The 21,116-nt window shown below is 38.2% G+C and carries 19 protein-coding genes and 2 pseudogenes; 12 read left to right on the top strand and 9 right to left on the bottom strand.

Annotated elements, in window-relative coordinates:
* The first annotated feature begins 116 nt into the window (after positions 1-116).
* On the top strand, positions 117-314 hold the full coding sequence (locus QNJ66_RS12850) for a hypothetical protein (protein ID WP_300507415.1): 198 nt from the start codon (positions 117-119) through the stop codon (positions 312-314).
* A gap of 9 nt (positions 315-323) precedes the next feature.
* Positions 324-449, top strand: coding sequence for a hypothetical protein (locus QNJ66_RS12845; protein ID WP_300507412.1), 126 nt, complete (start codon positions 324-326; stop codon positions 447-449).
* Positions 450-734: 285 nt separating this feature from the next.
* Here QNJ66_RS12845 and QNJ66_RS12840 read toward each other — a convergent pair whose 3' ends face one another.
* The 5 genes from QNJ66_RS12840 to QNJ66_RS12820 are packed head-to-tail and all read right to left on the bottom strand — an operon-like array spanning position 735 to position 3,936.
* Positions 735-1,340, bottom strand: a complete 606-nt coding sequence (locus QNJ66_RS12840; protein WP_300507409.1) for a class I SAM-dependent methyltransferase — start codon at positions 1,338-1,340, stop codon at positions 735-737.
* Positions 1,341-1,348: 8 nt separating this feature from the next.
* Positions 1,349-1,942: a TerD family protein gene (locus QNJ66_RS12835; protein ID WP_300507406.1), complete on the bottom strand. Its 594-nt coding sequence runs from the start codon at positions 1,940-1,942 to the stop codon at positions 1,349-1,351.
* Positions 1,943-1,951: 9 nt separating this feature from the next.
* On the bottom strand, positions 1,952-2,530 hold the full coding sequence (locus QNJ66_RS12830) for a TerD family protein (RefSeq protein WP_300507403.1): 579 nt from the start codon (positions 2,528-2,530) through the stop codon (positions 1,952-1,954).
* 40 nt (positions 2,531-2,570) lie between these two features.
* Positions 2,571-3,149 (bottom strand): TerD family protein, encoded by a 579-nt coding sequence (locus QNJ66_RS12825; protein ID WP_300507400.1) that lies wholly within the window; start codon positions 3,147-3,149, stop codon positions 2,571-2,573.
* A 37-nt stretch (positions 3,150-3,186) separates the two neighbouring features.
* Complete coding sequence (locus QNJ66_RS12820) at positions 3,187-3,936, bottom strand: hypothetical protein (protein ID WP_300507398.1); 750 nt, start codon at positions 3,934-3,936, stop codon at positions 3,187-3,189.
* A gap of 202 nt (positions 3,937-4,138) precedes the next feature.
* Between QNJ66_RS12820 and priA the strand changes: the two genes are divergently transcribed.
* Positions 4,139-6,667: a primosomal protein N' gene (gene priA / locus QNJ66_RS12815; protein WP_300507395.1), complete on the top strand. Its 2,529-nt coding sequence runs from the start codon at positions 4,139-4,141 to the stop codon at positions 6,665-6,667.
* A gap of 451 nt (positions 6,668-7,118) precedes the next feature.
* Here priA and frr read toward each other — a convergent pair whose 3' ends face one another.
* Together frr and pyrH are read right to left on the bottom strand one after the other, a co-directional pair.
* The gene (gene frr / locus QNJ66_RS12810; RefSeq protein ID WP_366146283.1) at positions 7,119-7,667 is read right to left on the bottom strand and encodes a ribosome recycling factor; all 549 of its coding nucleotides are present in this window, start codon (positions 7,665-7,667) and stop codon (positions 7,119-7,121) included.
* Entirely contained in the window at positions 7,654-8,376 is a 723-nt protein-coding gene (pyrH, locus tag QNJ66_RS12805) for a UMP kinase (RefSeq protein ID WP_300507361.1), read from the bottom strand. Before pyrH ends, frr begins: the two co-directional genes overlap by 14 nt.
* Positions 8,377-8,651: 275 nt before the next feature.
* Here pyrH and QNJ66_RS12800 point away from each other — a divergent pair, with 275 nt between their 5' ends.
* The 7 genes and pseudogenes from QNJ66_RS12800 (at position 8,652) to QNJ66_RS12770 (ending at position 16,246) form a co-directional block, all read left to right on the top strand.
* The gene (locus tag QNJ66_RS12800) at positions 8,652-10,238 is read left to right on the top strand and encodes a hypothetical protein (RefSeq protein WP_300507358.1); all 1,587 of its coding nucleotides are present in this window, start codon (positions 8,652-8,654) and stop codon (positions 10,236-10,238) included.
* Between the two features lie 51 nt (positions 10,239-10,289).
* Entirely contained in the window at positions 10,290-11,462 is a 1,173-nt protein-coding gene (hpsP, locus tag QNJ66_RS12795; RefSeq protein ID WP_300507355.1) for a hormogonium polysaccharide biosynthesis glycosyltransferase HpsP, read from the top strand.
* 306 nt (positions 11,463-11,768) lie between these two features.
* Positions 11,769-11,981 (top strand): DUF2555 domain-containing protein, encoded by a 213-nt coding sequence (locus QNJ66_RS12790; protein ID WP_300507353.1) that lies wholly within the window; start codon positions 11,769-11,771, stop codon positions 11,979-11,981.
* Positions 11,982-11,983: 2 nt separating this feature from the next.
* Positions 11,984-13,210 (top strand): bifunctional phosphopantothenoylcysteine decarboxylase/phosphopantothenate--cysteine ligase CoaBC, encoded by a 1,227-nt coding sequence (gene coaBC / locus QNJ66_RS12785; RefSeq protein ID WP_300507351.1) that lies wholly within the window; start codon positions 11,984-11,986, stop codon positions 13,208-13,210.
* 9 nt (positions 13,211-13,219) lie between these two features.
* A pseudogene (locus QNJ66_RS12780) lies at positions 13,220-13,576 on the top strand (zinc ribbon domain-containing protein); the annotation flags it as partial.
* Between the two features lie 326 nt (positions 13,577-13,902).
* Entirely contained in the window at positions 13,903-15,510 is a 1,608-nt protein-coding gene (gene metG, locus QNJ66_RS12775; protein WP_300507348.1) for a methionine--tRNA ligase, read from the top strand.
* A 133-nt stretch (positions 15,511-15,643) separates the two neighbouring features.
* Positions 15,644-16,246, top strand: coding sequence for an NYN domain-containing protein (locus QNJ66_RS12770; protein ID WP_300507518.1), 603 nt, complete (start codon positions 15,644-15,646; stop codon positions 16,244-16,246).
* Positions 16,247-16,306: 60 nt separating this feature from the next.
* Here the strand turns inward: QNJ66_RS12770 and QNJ66_RS12765 are convergent, their stop codons facing one another.
* Positions 16,307-17,845, bottom strand: coding sequence for an NAD(P)H-hydrate dehydratase (locus QNJ66_RS12765; protein ID WP_300507515.1), 1,539 nt, complete (start codon positions 17,843-17,845; stop codon positions 16,307-16,309).
* 221 nt (positions 17,846-18,066) lie between these two features.
* On the opposite strand from QNJ66_RS12765, the gene QNJ66_RS12760 reads away from it, so the two are divergent.
* Together QNJ66_RS12760 and murI are read left to right on the top strand one after the other, a co-directional pair.
* A complete protein-coding gene (locus QNJ66_RS12760) occupies positions 18,067-19,938 on the top strand; it encodes an N-acetylmuramoyl-L-alanine amidase (protein ID WP_300507345.1) in 1,872 nt (623 codons plus the stop codon).
* An 86-nt stretch (positions 19,939-20,024) separates the two neighbouring features.
* The gene (gene murI, locus QNJ66_RS12755) at positions 20,025-20,870 is read left to right on the top strand and encodes a glutamate racemase (RefSeq protein ID WP_300507342.1); all 846 of its coding nucleotides are present in this window, start codon (positions 20,025-20,027) and stop codon (positions 20,868-20,870) included.
* A 78-nt stretch (positions 20,871-20,948) separates the two neighbouring features.
* Here the strand turns inward: murI and QNJ66_RS26190 are convergent.
* A pseudogene (locus tag QNJ66_RS26190) lies at positions 20,949-21,116 on the bottom strand (RNA-guided endonuclease TnpB family protein); the annotation flags it as partial.

Genomic DNA, 21,116 nt, shown 5'->3' with positions numbered 1-21,116 from the left:
ACAAATGTTAATTTAGCTAGTCATGAACAAAAATAAGTGTTATTTCTATAGTAGTTTAATACAATGACTTGGTTAAGGAATAATTATTACAATCTTAACAATAGGGGAGACTTTAAATGTACGAGGATTTTAATTACATTACTGATGATAATTTTTTGAGAAATTATTGGCGGCAAGAAAAAGTTATTTGTCAAAAGTGTCGAGGTAAAGGGAAATTAAGGGTAAAAGGAAACGAAAATATGTTTTCTTGTTCTTTATGCGAAAACACTGGAAAAGTCCATCGATATAAGCAAAATAAAGTATCTGCTGCTTAGTTTATCCTAATGTTGCCAGAATACCCCCGTCTTTTGACAGAAAAATTAGGGGTTCAACTTCCCCACCCGTCTTGGTGCAGTCGCTCATTGATGGAAACCACCAATACCTCGCTGCATCCCTTTACGGTGCAGTAAGTCATCATGCTATAGTACAGGTAGGATTCTTAAGTACTACCATTGAAACTAAGACGTAAAGCGATACTGGTAACGGAGGAGCGAACAATCTCCCTAAAAACGTATATGTTCTACAGATATTTGGTTTAAGTATGGCTATAAGGATAGGTGGTTTAAAGGTGTGTCGCTGAACCAAGAATCTCCGTCCGTTTATGGCCCGAAGCATAAAAGTTAGGGATGAATATTGTAGGGGTCAACGGCCGTTGACCCCTACTCTAATGTGTAACCAGATTTTAAGAAATTGTATTAGTTTTTAACAAAAATGCTCAACATAACTCGTCCCAATAAATAATAATGGCCTTGAGTTGTTAACCCAACGTTATCAGCAAAATCTTCTCGTTGCTTAGAAGAGTAGAAATTAATTCCTCCAGGAGAAAAAGGAATAGAATCAATAGAGTAAAGTCGGGCAAAATCAACTAAATAAAATTGTCCCTTGGGTTTTAAAACACGAAAAACTTCATTAAAAACTTGTTGTGGATTTGGATAATGCAGAAAACTAATAGTATTAAATATTGCATCAAATTGATTATCAGCAAAAGGCAAACATTCTGCATTACCTTGGGTGTAAATTAAACGAGGATGATGTTGATTAGTTGCTCGCGCTTCTTTCAGCATTTGAGGAGATAAGTCTACTCCCGTTCCTCGTAAGTCAGGGAAATTTTTGGCTAAACGGTTCAATAAGCGACCAGTTCCACAGCCTAAATCTAACACATAAGAAGGATGAGGTAAGCTTAGATAAGATAACAATCTTTTGTGTAGAGATTGATAGAAAATGGTGGTAAAAATCAGATCATAGTTGGGGGCCCATTTATCAAAAAAAGAGGCTTTTTTCTCAAAAGTTTCTTCGCTCATTGCCTTATCTAATAATACTGATTGGTCATTTCTTGCAATCCATTAATCATCAAACCTTTACCAACTGCTGCCATTTTCCATTCTCCTTGGTCACGGTAAACTTCTGCTAAAATCATCGCTGTTTTTCCACCATATTCTTCTCCTAAAAGACTGTAACGGGCAATTTCTTTATTGTTATTGAGATTGACTAAGCGAACGAAAGCATTTTTAATCTGTCCAAAACTTTGTTGTCTTTGTCTAGCTTTGTAGATATTAACAACAAAAACTAATTTCAGAATATCATCGGGAACTTTGGTTAAATCTACCAATATTTCTTCATCGTCTCCGTCTCCTTCTCCTGTTAAGTTGTCTCCTAAATGAGTAATTGCTCCTGACGAATGGCTTAAGTTTCCATAGTAAACAACATCAGATTTACTCTTTAGTTTATCTTTCTTCGTCAGACATAAAACAGAAGCATCGAGATCAAAATCATTGCCTTTAAATAGGCCAAAAAGTCCCTTAGTTTCGGATACATCCCACCCTAAACCACACATGACTTTAGTGAGTCCTGGGGCTTCTTTTTTGAGAGAAATTCGTTGTCCTTTTGTAAGATTAATTGCCATTATTTTCTCCTAGTTGTAGTAACGATTGAGGATAGCTTGTAACCCCCCTTGGTAACCAGAACCTACAGCACTCATGCGCCATTCTCCATCTTTTTTGTAGATTTCTGCAACAATTAAGGCAGTTTCTATGGAATATTGTTCACTTAAATCGTAGCGTAAAACTTCATTTTTTGTTTGTACATCAACTAATCTCACAAAAGCATTATCAATCTGTCCAAAGTTTTGACTTCTTTTATCTGCTTCATGAATAGTGACAACAAAAACTAATTTTTTAATATCATCAGGAATCTTGGTAAAGTTAACTAGAACAACTTCGTCGTCTCCTTCTCCTTCCCCTGTTAAATTATCTCCCATATGTTCCACAGAATGATCTGCATCAGGACTTTTCAAGTTGTTATAAAATACGAGATGATTGTCAGAAATTAACTTTTCGTTTTCTCCTAGTAAAAAGACAGAAACATCGAGGTCGTAGTCATTACCAGTATTGACTTTTTTGACATCCCATCCTAATCCAACAAAGGCAGCTTTTAACCCGGGACTTGCTTTTTCCAGTGAAATTCTTTGACCTTTACTGAGTGAAATTCCCATAACTTTTTCTTGATTTTTTGTTACTTTCTTGGTGACAATTTTAGTTAGAATAGCGGTTAAGAATGGCTTGTAAACCTCCTTGATATCCGGAACCTACAGCAGTCATGCGCCATTCCCCGTCTTTGTTGTAGATTTCTGCGGTAATTAAGGCGGTTTCTATTGAATAGTCTTCTGTTAAATCATAACGTAAAATTTCTTCCTTGGTTTGCACATCAACTAATCTGACAAAAGCATTATCAATTTGTCCAAAGTTTTGACTTCTTCTGTCTGCTTCGTGGATGGTGACAACAAAAACTAATTTTTTTACTTCGTTAGGAATCTTGGTAAAGTTGACTAAAACAACTTCGTCGTCTCCTTCTCCTTCCCCTGTTAAATTATCTCCCATGTGTTCGATGGAATGATCGGGATCGGGACTTTTTAGGTTATTATAAAAGATGAGATGGTTATCAGACAGTAATTTTTCATTTTCTCCTAATAAGAAAACAGAACAATCGATATCAAAATCTGTTCCTGTATCGACTTTTTTAACGTCCCATCCTAAGCCAACGAAGGCTGCTTTTAATCCAGGACTTGCTTTTTCTAAGGAAATTCTTTGACCTTTACTGAGTGAAATTGCCATAATAATTAGTGAATTTCTGATAGTAATTGAAACTTGACTAAGAGGAAGCATTAAGAACAGCTAAATACTCTATAGCAGCGTCTAACCGAGAGGAATAACCACGGGAGAATGATTCAAACCATAGTCCTTCATCAGAGTATTCGTCCAAATTCTCTAGCCATTGTTTGGCTTTACGAATCAACAATTTTTGCTGTTGTTGCTTTCTTTGTTCAGTATAGCGTATTTCTTCCTGATTTTGATGAGTTATAGTTTCTCTTTGTTCTTCTTGTTTCTGTTCAAATTGCTGTTTGAATTGATGTAAATTTTCGTTAACTTTTGGTCTGTTTTGACTAACATTATGCTGCTGTCGCTTCTCTTTTTCTTTTTGAAATCTAGACTTGAACTGCTCTAAATTTTCTTTTATTTCTGGTTTATTTTGAGTAATGTTATGTTCCTTTCTTTTATTGTTTTGCTGTTTAAACTGGGACTTTAAATAGTTCAAATCATTGTTAATTTCTGGTTTATCTTTACTAATATTATGTTGTGTCTTTTTGTTATTTTGCTGTTCAAAATGAAACTTAAATTGCTCTAATTTTTTATTTACTTTTGGTACATTTTGATTTAAGGTGTCTTGTTTATTTTTTTCTTTATGTTGTTTTAAGTTGGACTTAAACTGTTCAAGTAGATTATCGGTTGAGTTCAGTTGATGATTAGATTTATCCATTGATTCTTTCTTGTTATTAGTGTGTTGATGTTTAATTTTGTTAATTAAGTCGTCAATAGAAGATTCTTGTTGAGGTTTATTCATAATTTTTTCTGACAGTTATAGTATCAAATAAATCCTACTACAATTATATCAATTAGACTCTTAAGTTATCCATGTCTGGAAACCAAAGGCGATCGCTGACAATCTTTAAACTTATATCAATCAAAGATTAAGGTTGATCACCCTTATTATAATTCCGTGTTAAGTTTAATGGTAGTCGATGTAATAGAACGTTGCAAAGTATATGTCTATGTCTTCTGGAAGTTTGTTAGTAGCCGAACCAAGATCCTTATATATTGTAGAACCTTCTTCCCCTCAATGGATTGAAGTTTTGGTTGATTGTCCAAACATACAAGAATCAGATGGGAAGGAAGACAAATTATATAATTTATATACTTATAGTATTCCCTCTGATTTAAAAGTAACACCTGGAGATATTGTTAGTGTTCCTTTTGGTACACAAATTTTGGGAGGAGTTGTGATTAGATATACTGATTCTCTTCCAGACCATATTGATTATAATCAAGTGAAAAATATTTATGATGTGATTGCATCTGGATTTTTTACAAGAACTTATTTTACACTATTAGAAAAAGTTTCTAGCTATTATTGTACTAACCTAATAACAGTAATTAAAACAGCCCTACCTCCAGGATTATTAACCAAATCTCAACGGAGAATTCGTCTAGAAAAAGATAATATTCCTCCTGGTGCAGAGACATTTTGTCGTACTGCTGCTGCAAAAATTTTAAGCTTATTAAAGCAACAAAAAGACGGAGATTATAGTGTTAAATACATACAGCGTAAAGTGAAAAGTTCGCGTCAAGGAATTCGAGAATTAACTCAAAGGGGATGGATTAAAAGTTATTTAGAAACTACTAGAAAAACTCAAATTAAAAAACAAAAGATTGTAACCTTAATTATTGAGCAGTTTCCTCCTAATTTAACCAAGAAACAATTAGAGTTTTTACAAGTTTTACGACGGAAAGGAGGAGAATTATGGCTCACTGATTTATTGGCTTTGTTGGAAACAAAAAGTGATTCAGTTGTTAAAGCATTAGCGGATAAACAATGCGTCACTATTGAGTATCGAGAGAAATTAAGATTATTACAAGATTCAGAAAAAGATAGGGATAAAAATAAAATGTTAACCTTGGAACAAAAAGAAGCATTAAAAGTTATTGATAATCTAGAAAATTATAGTGAAATTTTGTTACACGGAGTCACTGGATCTGGGAAAACTGAAGTTTATTTGCAAGCTATTTATCCTTTATTAAAACAGGGAAAATCCGCTTTAATTTTAGTTCCTGAAATTGGATTAACCCCTCAATTAACAGATAGATTTAGGGCAAGATTTGGAGATAAGGTTTATGTCTATCATAGTAGTTTATCAAAAGGAGAAAGATATGATACTTGGCGACAAATGTTACCTGGAGAACCTCAAGTTATTATTGGTACTAGATCCGCAATTTTTGCTCCTTTACCCAATTTAGGTTTAATTATTTTAGATGAAGAACATGATTCTAGTTTCAAACAAACCCAACTATCCCCAAATTATCATGCACGAACAGTTGCTAAATGGCGAGGAGAATTAGAAAATTGTCCAGTTATTTTGGGTTCAGCTACGCCGTCTTTAGAAACCTGGATATCTGTTAATCATTCTCAATTTTCTTCTGATAATTCTCACTATTTATCATTATCTGAAAGGATAGGAGAGCGTCCTTTACCTCCTGTAAAAATTGTTGATATGAGAGAGGAATTAAAACAAGGAAATCGATCTATTTTTAGTCGTACTTTACAAGAAGCACTGAAAAGTTTAAAAGATAAAAATCAACAGGGAATCTTATTTGTTAATCGTCGGGGACACAGCACTTTTGTATCTTGTCGTAGTTGTGGTTATGTAATGGAATGTCCTGATTGTGATGTATCTTTATCCTATCATTATACCCACGAAGGAGCGACACAATTATTAAGGTGTCATTATTGCAACTATACCCAAATTCAACCCCCAAAATGTCCTGAGTGTAACTCACCTTATTTCAAATTTTTTGGTAGTGGAACACAAAAAGTTACCCAAGCATTAGAAAACGAATTTCCCGAATTAAAGTCCTTAAGATTCGATAGTGATACCACCCGTAATAAAGGTTCTCATCGTCGCTTATTAGAGCAATTTTCACGGGGTGAGGCTGATCTTTTAGTGGGGACACAAATGCTAACCAAAGGCTTAGATTTAGCCCGAGTTACCTTAGTAGGTGTTGTCTCTGCCGATGGGTTATTATATTTATCAGATTATCGGGCAGCAGAAAGGGCTTTTCAAACCTTAACACAGGTAGCAGGAAGGGCAGGAAGAGGGGACGAACCTGGACAGGTTATTATACAAACTTATTCCCCCGAAAATTCTGTTATTCAAGCAGTGAAAAACCACAATTATCATCGTTTTATTGATGAAGAATTACCCCGAAGAGAAGAGTTAGATTTTCCACCTTATGGACGTTTGATTTTAGTACAATTAAGTGGATTAGATGCTATAGAAGTAGAAAATACAGCGGAAAAATTAGGGGATCATTTTCATGAAACTATAGGCTTAGATTGTGAAATATTGGGACCTGCACCGGCTGGTATTATGAAGATAGCAAAACGTTATCGCTGGCAAATTTTATTAAAATTTTTACCCGAAGCTAGAGTAATTATTCCTGATATGAAAAATTGGCATAAATTATGTCCTAATACTGTTAGTTTAAAAATTGATATTGATCCCTTACATATTAAGTGAAGTACCCCAACTTGCTTCGCTGAAGTTGGGGCTTCCCAACCACAACTCAACTCAAGGACGGTTTTATTCTTCTCCGAGGTTTCCCGTCTCATTGGCCGTTGCCTCAATAAGACAAGTCTTATTTTGGTCTAACACAGCCTCCACAGGCAGACTCTCGCCTTCCGCAAGAGTTATTTCTTCTTCGACAAATCACTGTTTGGTCTTACGCTCTTGCTGCCTACTTTTTTATTCTTCAGTAATTTCTTTCCCCGATCTGACAGTGTTTCTGCGCCGAAAGTATTACTACTTTGCTTTGATGTTAGGCTGTCTGTAATTCCAACGTTCGGGTGGGTCGCAACCACAAGTAATTGTAACATAAGATTCTAGAATATGGATGCTTCGCAGTTTGTTTATTGGTCGGTCATTCATCCCTAACCTAAGCGTGGATAAGGGAATTCTGCCCGACATTAGGTTAAACTGTCATAATATCCGTTTCTTTCGATTTTAATAAGCCATCAATTTTGTTAGTGAACTGATCCGTTGCTTTTTGGATATCATCTTGTAGATCACGAGATTCATCCTCAGAAAGTTCACTCTTTTTCTCTTGTTTGCGAACATGATCAACAGCATCCCGACGAATATTTCTGATAGCTACTTTACCTTCTTCTGCCATTTTACTGGCCAATTTTACTAAATCTTTGCGTCGTTCCTCTGTCAAAGGAGGAATATTGAGACGAATGACATTGCCATCATTATTGGGAGTCAATCCCACATCAGACATCTGGATCGCCTTTTCAATTTGCCCCATACTGCCCTTATCATAGGGCTGAATCATAATCATTGTCGCTTCCGGGGTCGTAATATTAGCCAACTGGTTTAAAGGGGTTTCCGTACCATAATATTCCACTGTCACCCGATCCAGGATAGAAGCATTTGCCCTTCCTGTGCGAATAGTATTAAAAGATCGCTGAGTTGCCTCAACGGATTTTTGCATATTGTTTTTAAGATCATCTAACATCACACAAACCTCTTACAATGGTTCCAACTTTTTCACCTTTAATTGCTCGAACAATATTTCCCTGGACCGAGAGATCGAAGACAATTATTGGTATATCGTTTTCTTTGCAAAGGGCAATGGCTGTCCCATCCATCACCCGTAAATCATGGGTCAAAACATGGCTATAGGTTAGGCTTTCGTAGCGATGGGCGTTAGGATTAACCTTAGGATCGCAGTCATAGATTCCATCCACCTTTGTCGCTTTAAAAACCACCTCTGCTTCAATTTCTGCTGCCCTCAAGGCTGCCGTGGTATCCGTGGTAAAAAAAGGATTCCCCGAACCCGCCCCAAAAACAATCACCCGCCCCTTTTCTAGGTGACGGATGGCGCGACGACGGATATAGGGTTCAGCCACTTCCTGCATGGCGATGGCCGTTAATACCCTGGTGGGAATACCCATTTGTTCCAGAGCATCTTGTAGGGTCATAGCGTTCATGACAGTGGCGATCATGCCCACATAGTCAGCAGTTGCCCTATCCATGCCGGCCGAGGCTGCTTTCACCCCCCGAAAAATGTTGCCTCCCCCGACAACGATCGCTAGTTGGATGCCATGATTAGTGACATCTTTGATTTCTTGAGCAATGTCGGCCACGACTTTGGGGTCAATGCCATAGCCCAGGTTTCCCATTAAGGCTTCACCGCTAAGTTTGAGTAATACGCGCTGGTAAGTCATCCCTCTGCCGTAACTGTTTAATTGAGCCTATTGTATCTGGGTAATAAGCATCAGGTATCTTGTCCTTTTTGTCAAACCTGTCGTTAACTTTGCTAGTTTAAAGATTATGCCAAAGCATTAAATGACAGCAAATGCCATGTTCTAATTTTTTTGTAATCCCCTGACATAATTTATTTATAAAAATTATGATTCAAGTTTTTGACTACTTTTTTAGGCTTGTTATATATAATAGGCTTGTTATATATAATACGTAGACTATAAGCTTTTTCACTCTTATGACTTTATATAATTTTCCAGAATCTTTACAAGATATTCCTGATGATATTCGCAAGGCATTTGTTGAAAAATGGCAAGAACCATTTGGAACTGGTAGAACTAATGATAATTTCGCTGAAGGTTCATTTAAGTATGTTTGTTCCGATTGTAAATCTTTTCAGAAAGCCATAGAACCTAAATATAAGATTATTATAGGAAGACGGGGGAGCGGTAAAACTGCTTTAGTGAAATTCATTAAAATTTTTAGTAATTATGACTTTAAAATTATCTGTCAAAAAGATGAATTAGTTAGATGGATAAAAAATAAAATAAGGAACGTTTCTGATGATATCCCAGTAGAAACCTATAAGCGTGAATGTGAAAACTTTTTTTGGAATTTAATTTTTCAAGAAATATCAAAAGATGATGAGTATGAAGCTATAAATATTTTTTTAAGAAGAGGAAAAAAGATAATTGAAAAAATATGGTTTGGAATAATTAATTGGGCTGAAAAAAATCAAGCATCAAAATCTTGGGTTCAAGGCATAATAGCAAATATTTTTGTACAATTTACAGTTGAAGATAACGAAAAGTTTGAGAAAGCAAAAGATGAAGCAAAACAAACTTTGAAAAACAAGAGGGTTATTATTCTTATTGACAACATCGAAGAATATGAATTTGAAAGTGAAAATCTAAAAAAAATATTTTCAGCTATTTTATTAGCAACGGTTGCATTTGATAATCAAGGTCCTTTTACCGTTAAGTGTTTTTTTCCATCAGAGTATTATTCTAATCTTAAAAAATATGCAGTAAATTGGGGAAAAATTAGTGGTTCTATCACTTTTTTACGTTGGACAAAAGAAGAATTGTTAGTAATGTTATGTAAAAGACTAGCTTTTTTTCTTTATTGTAATAATCAACTTAACATTCAAACATTAGATATCTTTAATGATTATAGTTATTCTTATAATTTCTGGAAAAAATATTTTCCAGAAACCGTTACCAACAAAGTTTTTAACGTTGATGAGTCTTCTATTATATATGTTCTCAGACATACACAAATGTCTCCGAGACAAGCTATTAGAATTTGTAACAAAATTTCGAGTGATGCTCAAGATTTTTTTAAAAGTCCAAATTCGACCGAAAAAACAATTGGCAAGAGCATTGAAGAAGAAGAGAAAAACTTAAGTATTGAAGTTTTCACTGCATTTAAAGACATTTATCCGAATGCTGAATATTTTTGTGATGAATATTTAAAAGAGTTGACAATGGGATTTAAGATAGATGAACTTAAAAAACTTCACAATCAAATTGCCTCTAGCGTCAAGAGTAATGAACAAACTCAATATGATAGATATAGGGATTTTAGAACTTTTTTGAGAATGTTATGTGAACTAGGGATTGTCGGGAAAAGAGATGTTGACAATTTAAACCACCCAAAATACTGTGTCGCAATCTTTGAACCTAATGAAGATTATGAAATGAGTGTTGGTGCAGATGAATATGTTTATGTACATCCCATGTTTATTCGTAAAGTTAGATTTCCCTTTAGACGAAACAAATGTCGAAAACCAATTTGTTCAAATCTATTAATAAATAATAATTAAGACGAATTCTAATAAGTCTGTTAAAATCGGTTCATTATCAAGATATAACTCATGAAAGTTCTACAAATTGTACCATCCATATCTTTGATTTATGGTGGCCCTTCTCAAATGGTTTTGGGTCTTTCTGCTGCTTTAGCTAAGGCAGGGATTGATGTTACTATTTTAACTACTAATTCTAATGGAGATACAGGACAAGAACCTTTAGATGTACCTTTAGGGGTTCCTGTTGAACAAGACGGCTACAAAATTATCTATTTTCCTTGTTCTCCCTTTCGTCGTTATAAGTTTTCTCTTCCTCTATTGCAATGGTTAAATAAACACGCAAAAGAGTATGATATTGCTCATTGTCACGCTTTATTTTCCCCTGTGATAACGGCAGCAGCAACTATTGCTAGGTATCAGAAATTACCGTACATTCTACGACCATTAGGAACCCTAGATCCAGCCGATTTGAAGAAAAAACGACGTTTGAAGCAAATTTATGGCAACCTTCTGGAACGCCCTAATATTGCTGGTTCTGCCGCCATCCATTTTACAACGGAAGAAGAGGCAAATATTTCCTATCGTTATGGAGTAAAAAGCCAAGATTTAATTATTCCTTTGGGTGTTAATTTTCCTGATAGTTTACCGAAAAAAGGTGAAACTAGAAATAGTTTAGGTATTCCTCAAGATGTACCTTTATTATTATTTATGTCTCGCATTGCTCCCAAAAAAGGTTTAATTTTTTTAATCGAAGCAACAGAAAAATTGATTGAGAAAGGGATTAAGTTTCATTTAGTTTTAGCTGGTTCCAATCCTCAAGATCCTGTTTATGAGGACAATATAAAACAACAAATTAATGATTCTTCTTTAGCTAAATATACAACTATTACAGGTTTTGTTAAAGGAGATTTTAAACTCGGTTTACTACAAGATGCAGATATGTTTATTTTGCCTTCTTATTACGAAAACTTTGGTATTGCTGTAGCTGAAGCCATGGCCACAGGAACTCCTGTGATTATTTCTGAAGGGGTTTATATTTGGCCCGATGTGAAACATTATGACGCTGGTTGGGTGACAACTTTAGAAGTTGATGCTTTAAACCAAGCCATAGAAAAGGCTATTCTCTCCCCTAAAATAAGAGCAGAAAAGGGGGAAAATGCTTATCAATTAGTCAAAGATAAGTATAGTTGGTCTGCGATTGCACAACAAGTGATTGCAGCTTATCAGAACATCAAGAATTAAGATTAATCAAAAGAAGAACAAAATTTTTTGAAGATGGGGGTACAATAGGAAAGGTAGGAAAATTAGTTTAATCGGCGAGAAGCCCCACAGTTTGTTTTAGATAAAAATAATTAACAAGTGTGGAATGAATCGCCAGTAATGCTACAATACCTCCCAGTGGGGCTGGGCGTGTACCTCACTATAAAACGCCGTAGTGGGAAAGAAGGAGTACCACGATGGAAGTTCAAGAAGGATAATTTCCGCTTGAAGCCTACACTCTACGAATGTGAGTGTATGGAACGTCACCAACGTCAGAGGAGGTGCGGGATGACAACCTTAAGTTTGACAGGGCAAGATGTTTCTGGATTTACAGAGCAGGATGTGGCGGATCTGGCTAAACGACTGGAACAAGATGATTATACCAATCCTTTTGAAGCTCTCAAAGATTGGCATATCTTGCGGGCCGTCGCTTTTCAGCGTCAAGATCTCGCAGAACCGTATTTATACTTGCTCGATATCGAAGCTTATGATGAAGCATAATTATGCTCAAGTGTAAATCGATCCTCATAGGCGTTAGTGGTGGTATTGCTGCTTATAAGGTCTGTGAGGTTATTTCTTCTTTATTCCAGGAAGGGGCAAAAGTTCGCGTCATCCTCACCGAAACGGCGCAAAGCTTCATTACACCTTTAACCGTTGCCACCCTCAGCCGTCATCAGGCATATACTGATCAAGATTTTTGGCAAGCAACCCATTCACGTCCTCTCCATATTGCTTTGGGAGAAGAAGCTGATTTATTGCTCATCGCGCCTCTAACAGCGAATATGTTGGCTAAGTTAACCTACGGATTAGCAGATAACTTGCTAACTAATACGGTTTTGGCTTCTCGTTGTCCCATTTTGCTCGCCCCAGCAATGAATACAGAAATGTGGGAACAACCTGTTATCCAAAGAAACTGGCAACAATTAAAGTTAGACAGTCGTTATCATACTATCGGCCCAGGTTCAGGTTTATTGGCCTGCGATCGCCTGGGAGCAGGACGTATGGCAGAACCGAAAGAAATTATAGCCGAAATACAATCTCTAGCATACACTAAAGGACAACAAGATTTCCAGGGTAAACGAATTTTAATCAGTGGAGGAGGCACTAGAGAATATCTTGATCCAGTGCGATTTTTGGGTAATCCTTCCACGGGAAAAATGGGTTTAGCCTTAGCTCAGGCTGCCAGCGATCGCGGTGCTGTTGTCACCTTAATTCACGGAGCGATCGCCCCAGAATTACTGCCCAAATCACCCAATTATAACCTAATCTCTATGGTTACTGCTGAAGAAATGGAAACAGCAATGATCAGCCATTTAGAAGAGTCTGAAATTGTTATTATGTCCGCTGCGGTAGCTGACGTTAAACCGGCCAATTACACTAATTATAAATTGCCCAAAAAAGAGCTATCCCTTAACTTAAAATTAGAGCCTGTTGTTGATATTTTAGCCAAGTTAGGAACCCTTAAAAAAGACCATCAAACCTTAATTGGTTTTGCAGCACAAACAGGGGATATTGTCAAGCCAGCCTTAGATAAATTAAAACGCAAAAATTTAGATATTATTGTTGCTAACCCTATTGATACACCAGAAGCAGGGTTTGGAACTAATACAAATCAAGCAATTTTTATTGACAATAAAGGGGAACAAAAAAACATAGATTCTTGTTCTAAATTAGAACTAGCTCATCGATTATTAGACTTTGTTAAGATTAGGGCATTAAATAAAGTTTAAGGACTTAGTTTAGCCAAGTCAATTAATGATGCTAGTTGGTATCAATTTAGAAAATGGTTAGAGTATTTTGGTGTGAAAATGGGTAGGGTAACTGTTGCAGTTAATCCTGCTTATACTTCTCAAAATTGCTCTAATTGTGGTGCTGTTGTTAAAAAATCCTTGTCTACAAGGACTCATGTTTGTGCTTGTAGACAAGCACCCGCACGAATGCTTCCTGTTCGCTCAACACGCTGTAAAATCGGTTCGGCGACCGATTTTAATGGCACTGCGACTAAGGTTAGAGAAAGCATCATTCCTAGAATTTTTTTCATCTTTTTTGTTCCAGTTAGAATTATGCTGAAATATCCAATAGCAGTTTTTATATGAATAGACCAAAAATCAACAAAATCCTCTCAATAATACCACAAAGCATTTTTGCAAGAAGTCTATACGTTTTATGCATTACGGCTCTTTTTTTAAAAAAAATAACACAATAATAAGTTTTTAATAACAATTGTAAATAGAGTTTACTATTGCTTAAGATGTCTTCACATAGAGGTCTTAAGATTATTTTTATTGGAATTAGAGATATAATCGGGTTAATAATTAAACAGTGATACACAAAAGAATAGTCAAAATTAATCCTTAGCCAATATAGTTCTCAGTTATATGGGAGTTTAAGGATAATCTTGATTAAAAGCCCCTTAATTTAAATGACTTCAGAAACAACAAAGCCTAAAAAATTTGCTTTAACCACGCCCTTATATTATGTTAACGGGGTTCCCCACATTGGTAGTGCCTATACCACCATGATCGCCGATGTTATTGCTCGTCATAAACGATTAATGGGAGAAGAGGTTCTTTTAATTACAGGAACCGATGAACATGGGCAGAAAATACAGAGAACCGCCGAAGAAAAAGGACTACCACCCCAAAAACACTGTGATGAGATCGTTGCTAGTTTTGAGGAACTATGGCATAAACTAGAGATTAAATACGATCGCTTCAGTCGTACCACTGCTAGTAAACATGGGGAAATTGTTAAAGAATTTTTTGCGAGAGTTTGGGATAATGGAGATATTTATTTAGCCCAACAACAAGGATGGTATTGTGTTTCTTGCGAAGAATTTAAAGAAGAAAGAGAATTATTAGAAGATGGGTCTTGTCCCATTCATACTAATAAAAAAGCAGAATGGAGAGACGAAGAAAACTATTTCTTTAAATTGTCTAAATATCAAACAGAAATAGAGGAACTCTACGCAAAAAATCCTCAATTTATCCAACCAGATAGCCGCCGCAACGAAATTCTTAACTTTGTTAAACAAGGTCTACAAGACTTTTCCATATCTCGCGTGAATCTCGAGTGGGGTTTTCCCATTCCCAACGATCCCAATCATACCATTTATGTTTGGTTTGATGCCCTTTTAGGCTATGTAACGGCCTTACTCGAACCAGAGGACGAACCTACTCTAAATAATGCTTTATCTACTTGGTGGCCGATTAATTTACATTTAATTGGTAAAGATATTTTACGCTTCCATGCTATCTATTGGCCAGCTATGTTAATGTCAGCCAAACTGCCTTTGCCAGAGAAAATTTTTGGTCATGGTTTTTTAACAAAAGATGGGCAAAAAATGGGCAAAACCCTGGGAAACACATTAGATCCCTTTGCATTAGTGGATAAATATGGTGCTGATGCAGTGCGCTACTATTTCTTAAAAGAGATAGAATGTGGAAAAGATGGAGACTTTAACGAGACTCGTTTTGTTAATATTCTTAACGCCGATCTCGCTAACGATTTAGGGAATTTGCTCAACCGAACCTTAGGAATGACCAACAAATATTGTCAAGGGTCATTACCTTCGATTACGGCAACAGAATTACCCAAAGAACATCCCCTAAAAATTATAGGCTTAACTCTAGGGGAGAAGGTAATAAAAGCCTATGAAAACCTCAAATTTAATGAGGGATGTGAGGAGATTTTAAGCTTGATCCGAGCAGGGAATAAATTCATCGATGAACAGGCCCCTTGGCGTTTGTTTAAAGAAGGAAAACAGGCTGAAGTAGAAAAGATTTTGTATGGAGTGTTAGAATCGGTGCGTCTAGCTGCTTATTTGTTAGCTCCTATTATTCCTAATCTGAGTAGCAAAATCTATCAACAACTTGGTTTTTCTGTGGACTTTAATCAAAGCGATGGTCTAAATCAAGTTATTCCTTTTACTCACCATAGCCAATGGGGGAAGTTAGCGGTTAATCAAAACCTAACGAAACCACAACCTATCTTTGCTAAACTCGATCTTCCCTCAGAGGAAAATGCTTAACAATTGAAAAAATTAACATTTTTTCTATTTTTGTATTGAAAACAACCACTATTTTACGATGAAATACAAACCTGAACTCACTAATAATTTTCATAGTCCGTCCTTTTTTGACGAACAACGAGGCATAACAACAATGTATGATGATTTTGATGATGATTCGATTTTCTCCCCAGAACAAGTTTTAGAAAATAGGGGTAGGGTGGCCATTTTTATCGATGGTTCTAATCTCTTCTACGCTGCATTACAACTGGGCATAGAAATTGATTATACTAAGCTACTTTATCGTTTAACGGAAGGATCTCGCCTGTTACGAGCCTTTTTCTATACAGGAGTTGATCGTACCAACGAAAAGCAACAAGGGTTTTTATTGTGGATGAGACGGAATGGTTATCGTGTCATTGCTAAAGACTTAGTACAATTGCCAGATGGCTCAAAAAAAGCTAATTTAGACGTAGAAATAGCTGTGGACTTGATGGCCTTGGTTGGTTCTTATGATACAGCAATTATTGTCAGTGGAGATGGTGACTTAGCTTATGCTGCGGACTCGGTAAGTTATCGCGGAGCCCGCATCGAAGTCGTTAGTTTGCGCTCTATGACCAGCGATAGTTTAATTAATGTTGCCGATCGCTACATCGATCTCGATCAAATCAAAGAGGATATTCAAAAAACCCGAAAGCCTAACTTGTCCTATAACAGTTACTCTGGTGTGGGAATGTTAGAACAAAATAAACCTTAATTGTCGGGGACGAGGGGTGAAGTCAGTGAACAGTGAGCAGTTGTTCATCCTGCTTCCTCTCTAGAAGATAAGATGAAGATATTGGGCAAGAGTTCCTGCATCAACTCCTAACTCGCTGCGCTCTTTGGCTGCTAAAATAGCTGCTTGAGCGTGCCACCAGGCTGCCGTTGCCACCATAGCTTCTAGAGGGTGTTTGGTGGTCTTATTTTGGGCTAATAGTCCCCCGATCAAACCAGTCAAGACATCCCCACTGCCCCCTCTAGCTAAAGCAGGGGTACTTTCAGGAATTATCCAAATTTTGCCTTGAGGGTTAGCAATAATGGTTCTTGCTCCTTTTAATAAAATAATCGCCCCGCTTTGACTAGCGGCCTCTTTGGCTGCGGTTATTCTATCCTTTTCGGGGTTATGAATATCAGGGAAGAGACGTTTAAACTCCCCTAAATGGGGAGTCAAAACCGTTGCATTTTTCCGTTTAGATAAACGGTTTAAGGTTCCCAGTTGCGCGAGAATGTTGAGTGCATCGGCATCTAAAACGAGGGGACATTTTGCATTTAATACCCTAGTGACTACCTCCGTTGCGTCTCGCGTTAACCCTGGACCACAGGCAATGATATCATAGGAGGCGAAGTCTGTTGCAAGTGGGGGTAATGAGGCAATCACCCCCTTTTCTGATACAGGACAGTCAATGACTAAGCCATCAGGAATATGACTGATGAGTAGAGATTTAAGGGACTCAGGGACCGCAACAGATAACATCCCCACACCGCTTGCTTTAGCCCCATTACTGCTCAAAATACTTGCCCCTGCGTAGCGATGGGAACCGGCAATGAGTAGTAAATGGCCTTGTTGATATTTATGGGTGAGTTGGGGACGGGGTAAGGGTAAAAACCCTAGTGCTAGGGTTTTGTTTAAAAGTTGTAGGGGTATCTGTTGCGCAATAATTGAAAAGACATCTTTTAAGGGAATACCAAAATCGATTTTTTCGGCAATACCAGTGTAAACTAAAGCTTGATCCTGAAAATAAACTGGTTTCCACAAACCTAAGCAGAGACTATGAGTTGCTTTAACTGCTGTTCCTAATACTTCCCCTGTGTCGGTGTGTAACCCTGAAGGAATATCAACACTCACCACAGGGATAGACCATTCATTGAGACGATCTATATCTATTGCGAGATTACCAGATAGCGATCGCTTGAGTCCAAAACCAAATAAACCATCAATAATTAATTGACAATGGTTTAAAGATTGGAGATCCTTATGATAAGGAATGCCCAAACTATGAGCATAGTTAGCGTGTTTTTGGGTTAATTCTTTTAGTTTGGTAAAGGGACAATAGACACAGACATCATAACCTTGTAGATGTAATTCCCTGGCAATAACTAAAGCATCTCCCCCATTATGACCCGGGCCGACTAATACTCCAATTTTTGAGACAGTATGGAGAGGATAAAGCTGTTGAATACGTTGAGACATCATCAGTGCTGCTTTTTCCATTAAAGCTGCTACTGGCATACCTGCTTCAAAAATTTTCCCCTCAATGTTAGCCATTTGTTCGGCAGTAACAACAATGGAATTAAGTTCTTGTCTAGAAATATAAATCTACTAAGTCTCCTGTACGAATCAGGTTAAGCCTCGCCATTTTACCACTTGATTTTCAAGTCTTCAAAAAAGAAATGTTCAAAAATAAAGCTTTGCTGACAATTAAGCACTAAACTCGAAACCTTAACCCCAGTTTTTCGTCTCATGGAGTTGATGAGTAAGACGGTTCCTATTACCCTGTATCAGTGATAGAACCGTTATTCTCCATAGGAGCAATTATTGTGAGATTTCACTGGCTACTATTAACTATCCTCAGCACGCTTTTATTTGCCCTGCCAGCACAGGCCGGCAGACTTCTCTTTTGGCGATACGAAAACAATCAAAATCGCCTAATTTTTACCACAGATTCACGGGTTCAACCTCGGGCCCAGTTGATCCCTAACCCGACTCGCATCGTCCTCGACTTACCAGGAATCACCCTCAACCGTTCCACAGTGGATCAAACCATTGGGGGAAACATTAGAAGTGTTCGTGTGGGTCAATTTAATTCCCAAACGACCCGTTTAGTGATTGAATTAGCCCCTGGATATACTGTTGATCCTGCTAAAGTTAAGGTTCGAGGTCTATCTCCGACTCAGTGGACTGTAGAATTACCCGATCCCCAACCGATCAGGACTTCTACTCCCCGTCCCAACCTCCGTCCTAACCCTCCCCGTCCCAACCCTCCGACCCCGGCTCCTCAACTTCCCCTTAATACTGGCCCGTCTTCTTTCCAAGACAATAATAGTTTTGAAGTCACCCGTAATGGTTTATTCATTCGTTTGGATAAACAAGGGGAAAATCGGGATATTAAGGTGGAAGATCGCCAGGAAAGAGAGGCGAAAACCATTGAATTTACTTTACCTGGGACATCTTTTCCTAAATCCTTAATTGGTCGAACCCTCCCAGTCAATGAATATGGGGTTAGTGACATTAAGTTTGAACAACCCGAACCCTCTCAAGGCCGTCTCACCCTACGGGTGTCTAAGGACAGTCCCGGATGGCAAGCTTATTATTCTCGTTTGGGTGGGCTAGTTTTATTACCCCAAGGAGGTATCCCTAAGGTACGAAATTTAACCCCTCCTGAACCTTCTCCGGAGACGACGGTTAACCCCGTACAAAATGAAAATCCCACCATTTCTGCCATTGAGTTAATCAATAACAACGGTCAACTATTGATTCGGGCCGATGGACCGATCAGGGGTCAGGGAAGCATCGATCGCCGTACTGGTGTCTTTCAAATTCGTATTCCTAACGCTCAACTGGCCGAACCTGTGCAAGGACCCCAACTAGGGCGCAATAGTCCTATTTTTCAGTTGAAGGTCAGGCAGGTTAATACGGATACGGTAGTGGTTGAAGTACAACCTTCTTTGGGGGTACGTTTGGGGGGTTTACGTCAACCCAATCAGGAAACTTTATCTCTGGAAGTGATTTCTTTGCGGGCCACAACTCCACCACCGAGAAACCCCATAGACTCGGGAAATCCCACTCCAATCACGGTTCCTCCTCCTGCGAATAATCCGCCCTCTCAAAACCCATCCTTGCCACCTGGAACCCAAACTCCTAGGGGCAGGGTACTGGTGGTTATCGACCCTGGCCACGGGGGAAAAGATCCAGGGGCTGTTGGGTTAGGGGGACTGAGGGAAGTAGATGTGATTCTGCCCATTTCCCTAGAAGTGAGTCAGCTTCTCAAGCAGCAAGGGGTTGAGGTGATGATGACTCGCAATGCTGATTATTTTGTTAGTCTTCAAGGCCGTACTGCGATGGCTAACCGGGCGCGGGCTAATATTTTTGTCAGTATCCACGCTAATGCAGTGGGGGGTGGCCGGTCTAATGTGAGTGGTATGGAAACTTTTTATGCTGGCAACAGACAGTTGGCCGATGCCATCCATCGCAGTATTTTACGAAACGTTACAGTAGCTAGGGATCGGGGGGTCAAACGGGCCCGTTTCTATGTTCTAAGAACCTCAAGAATGCCCTCTGCGCTGGTGGAGGTGGGTTTTGTGACGGGGACTGTGGATAATGCTAGACTGCGTGATCCGGCTTATCGCAGTCAAATGGCCAGGGCGATCGCTTTGGGAATCTTGGATTATATTCGGCAAAAAAGACTCTAAATCGGTTTCTGTCTCTACAATATAGTTACTCACCTAAATATCCGTGTTTCAATTGTTAACTTTTTCTTTATTGACTTAATCACGACATGAGAGAGATTCAAAACAGTCCTATTGGTGTGTTTGATAGTGGTGTGGGAGGATTGACTGTTTTACGGGAACTTCACCGACAGTTGCCCCAAGAATCCATCCTATATTTTGCTGATACGGCACGACTTCCCTACGGCGATCGCTCTGCTAAGGAAATCCTACAGTTTGTTCGAGAAATTTTGGTCTGGATGACGCAAAAAAGGGTAAAAATGGTCATCATGGCTTGTAATACCAGTTCTGCTTTAGCCCTGGAGGCTGTTCGTGAAGAGTTTGACGTTCCTATTTTAGGGGTTATTTTACCTGGGGCTAAGGCGGCGGTTAAACAAGGTCAACGCATCGGGGTGATTTCTACACCAGCAACGGCTAAAAGTCAGGCATACCGTCAAGCGATTCAAGAAATTAATCCTGATGCTAAAGTCTGGCAAGTGGGATGTCCTCGCTTTGTTCCTCTGATTGAAAAAAATTGCCTCTGGGATGTCCATACTAAAGAAGTTGCCCAAGAATATCTTACCCCTTTATTGGCCCATGATATTGATACTCTGGTTTATGGTTGTACCCATTACCGCCATTTAGAGGCTGTCATTAAAACTATTATCCCAACCACGGTAAAATTGGTTGATCCGGCTAGTTATGTGGTACAGGCAGCTAAAAAAGAATTAGAGTTGATGGGACTGAGCAAAACTTCTCCTGCTTTGCCCACTCGCTTTGCTGTTAGTGGTTGCTCTGCCACTTTCTCCCAACTGTCTCGACAATGGTTGGGTTATTGTCCCTCGGTTGAATCAGTTTCATTACCCATCAGTCAGACTTCTACTGTGGCCTGGGAGCAAGTAGAAGTGCTTGAATAGATTTAAGGATTGGTTGTTTGATCTGCTCTCCTCACACTACTACCAATCCTTTCTCTTTCTACTAGTGAACTACCCCAACTAATTGCAAGCAATATAGTTGGGGCTTCTAACTTCATTGGGAGTTGCGTCTAGAAGGCAAGAAATCTTACCTCCTAGCCGTCTTACATTCCCTCCATTAGCAGTATCGCTAGTCCCTAACGACAATATCCGTAAGGCTTCATTTCTAATATTTATTGATGCGTTTAT

It is taken from the genome of Crocosphaera sp., from assembly GCF_030064895.1.
Taxonomy (GTDB): Bacteria; Cyanobacteriota; Cyanobacteriia; order Cyanobacteriales; family Microcystaceae; genus Crocosphaera.
The sequence above is the reverse complement of the archived record's forward strand: the minus strand, read 5'-3'. Positions and strand labels throughout refer to the sequence as shown.

Bases quoted from the DNA above. Each gene is read 5' to 3' on its own strand.
- QNJ66_RS12790 (WP_300507353.1), top strand. From the start codon at position 11,769: ATGACAACCTTAAGTTTGACAGGGCAAGATGTTTCTGGATTTACAGAG.
- QNJ66_RS12825 (WP_300507400.1), bottom strand. From the start codon at position 3,149: ATGGCAATTTCACTCAGTAAAGGTCAAAGAATTTCCTTAGAAAAAGCA.
- QNJ66_RS12835 (WP_300507406.1), bottom strand. From the start codon at position 1,942: ATGGCAATTAATCTTACAAAAGGACAACGAATTTCTCTCAAAAAAGAA.
- metG (WP_300507348.1), top strand. From the start codon at position 13,903: ATGACTTCAGAAACAACAAAGCCTAAAAAATTTGCTTTAACCACGCCC.
- QNJ66_RS12820 (WP_300507398.1), bottom strand. From the start codon at position 3,936: ATGAATAAACCTCAACAAGAATCTTCTATTGACGACTTAATTAACAAA.
- priA (WP_300507395.1), top strand. From the start codon at position 4,139: ATGTCTATGTCTTCTGGAAGTTTGTTAGTAGCCGAACCAAGATCCTTA.
- QNJ66_RS12770 (WP_300507518.1), top strand. From the start codon at position 15,644: ATGTATGATGATTTTGATGATGATTCGATTTTCTCCCCAGAACAAGTT.
- murI (WP_300507342.1), top strand. From the start codon at position 20,025: ATGAGAGAGATTCAAAACAGTCCTATTGGTGTGTTTGATAGTGGTGTG.
- QNJ66_RS12840 (WP_300507409.1), bottom strand. From the start codon at position 1,340: ATGAGCGAAGAAACTTTTGAGAAAAAAGCCTCTTTTTTTGATAAATGG.
- QNJ66_RS12845 (WP_300507412.1), top strand. From the start codon at position 324: ATGTTGCCAGAATACCCCCGTCTTTTGACAGAAAAATTAGGGGTTCAA.
- pyrH (WP_300507361.1), bottom strand. From the start codon at position 8,376: ATGACTTACCAGCGCGTATTACTCAAACTTAGCGGTGAAGCCTTAATG.
- hpsP (WP_300507355.1), top strand. From the start codon at position 10,290: ATGAAAGTTCTACAAATTGTACCATCCATATCTTTGATTTATGGTGGC.
- coaBC (WP_300507351.1), top strand. From the start codon at position 11,984: ATGCTCAAGTGTAAATCGATCCTCATAGGCGTTAGTGGTGGTATTGCT.
- QNJ66_RS12850 (WP_300507415.1), top strand. From the start codon at position 117: ATGTACGAGGATTTTAATTACATTACTGATGATAATTTTTTGAGAAAT.
- QNJ66_RS12830 (WP_300507403.1), bottom strand. From the start codon at position 2,530: ATGGGAATTTCACTCAGTAAAGGTCAAAGAATTTCACTGGAAAAAGCA.
- QNJ66_RS12800 (WP_300507358.1), top strand. From the start codon at position 8,652: ATGACTTTATATAATTTTCCAGAATCTTTACAAGATATTCCTGATGAT.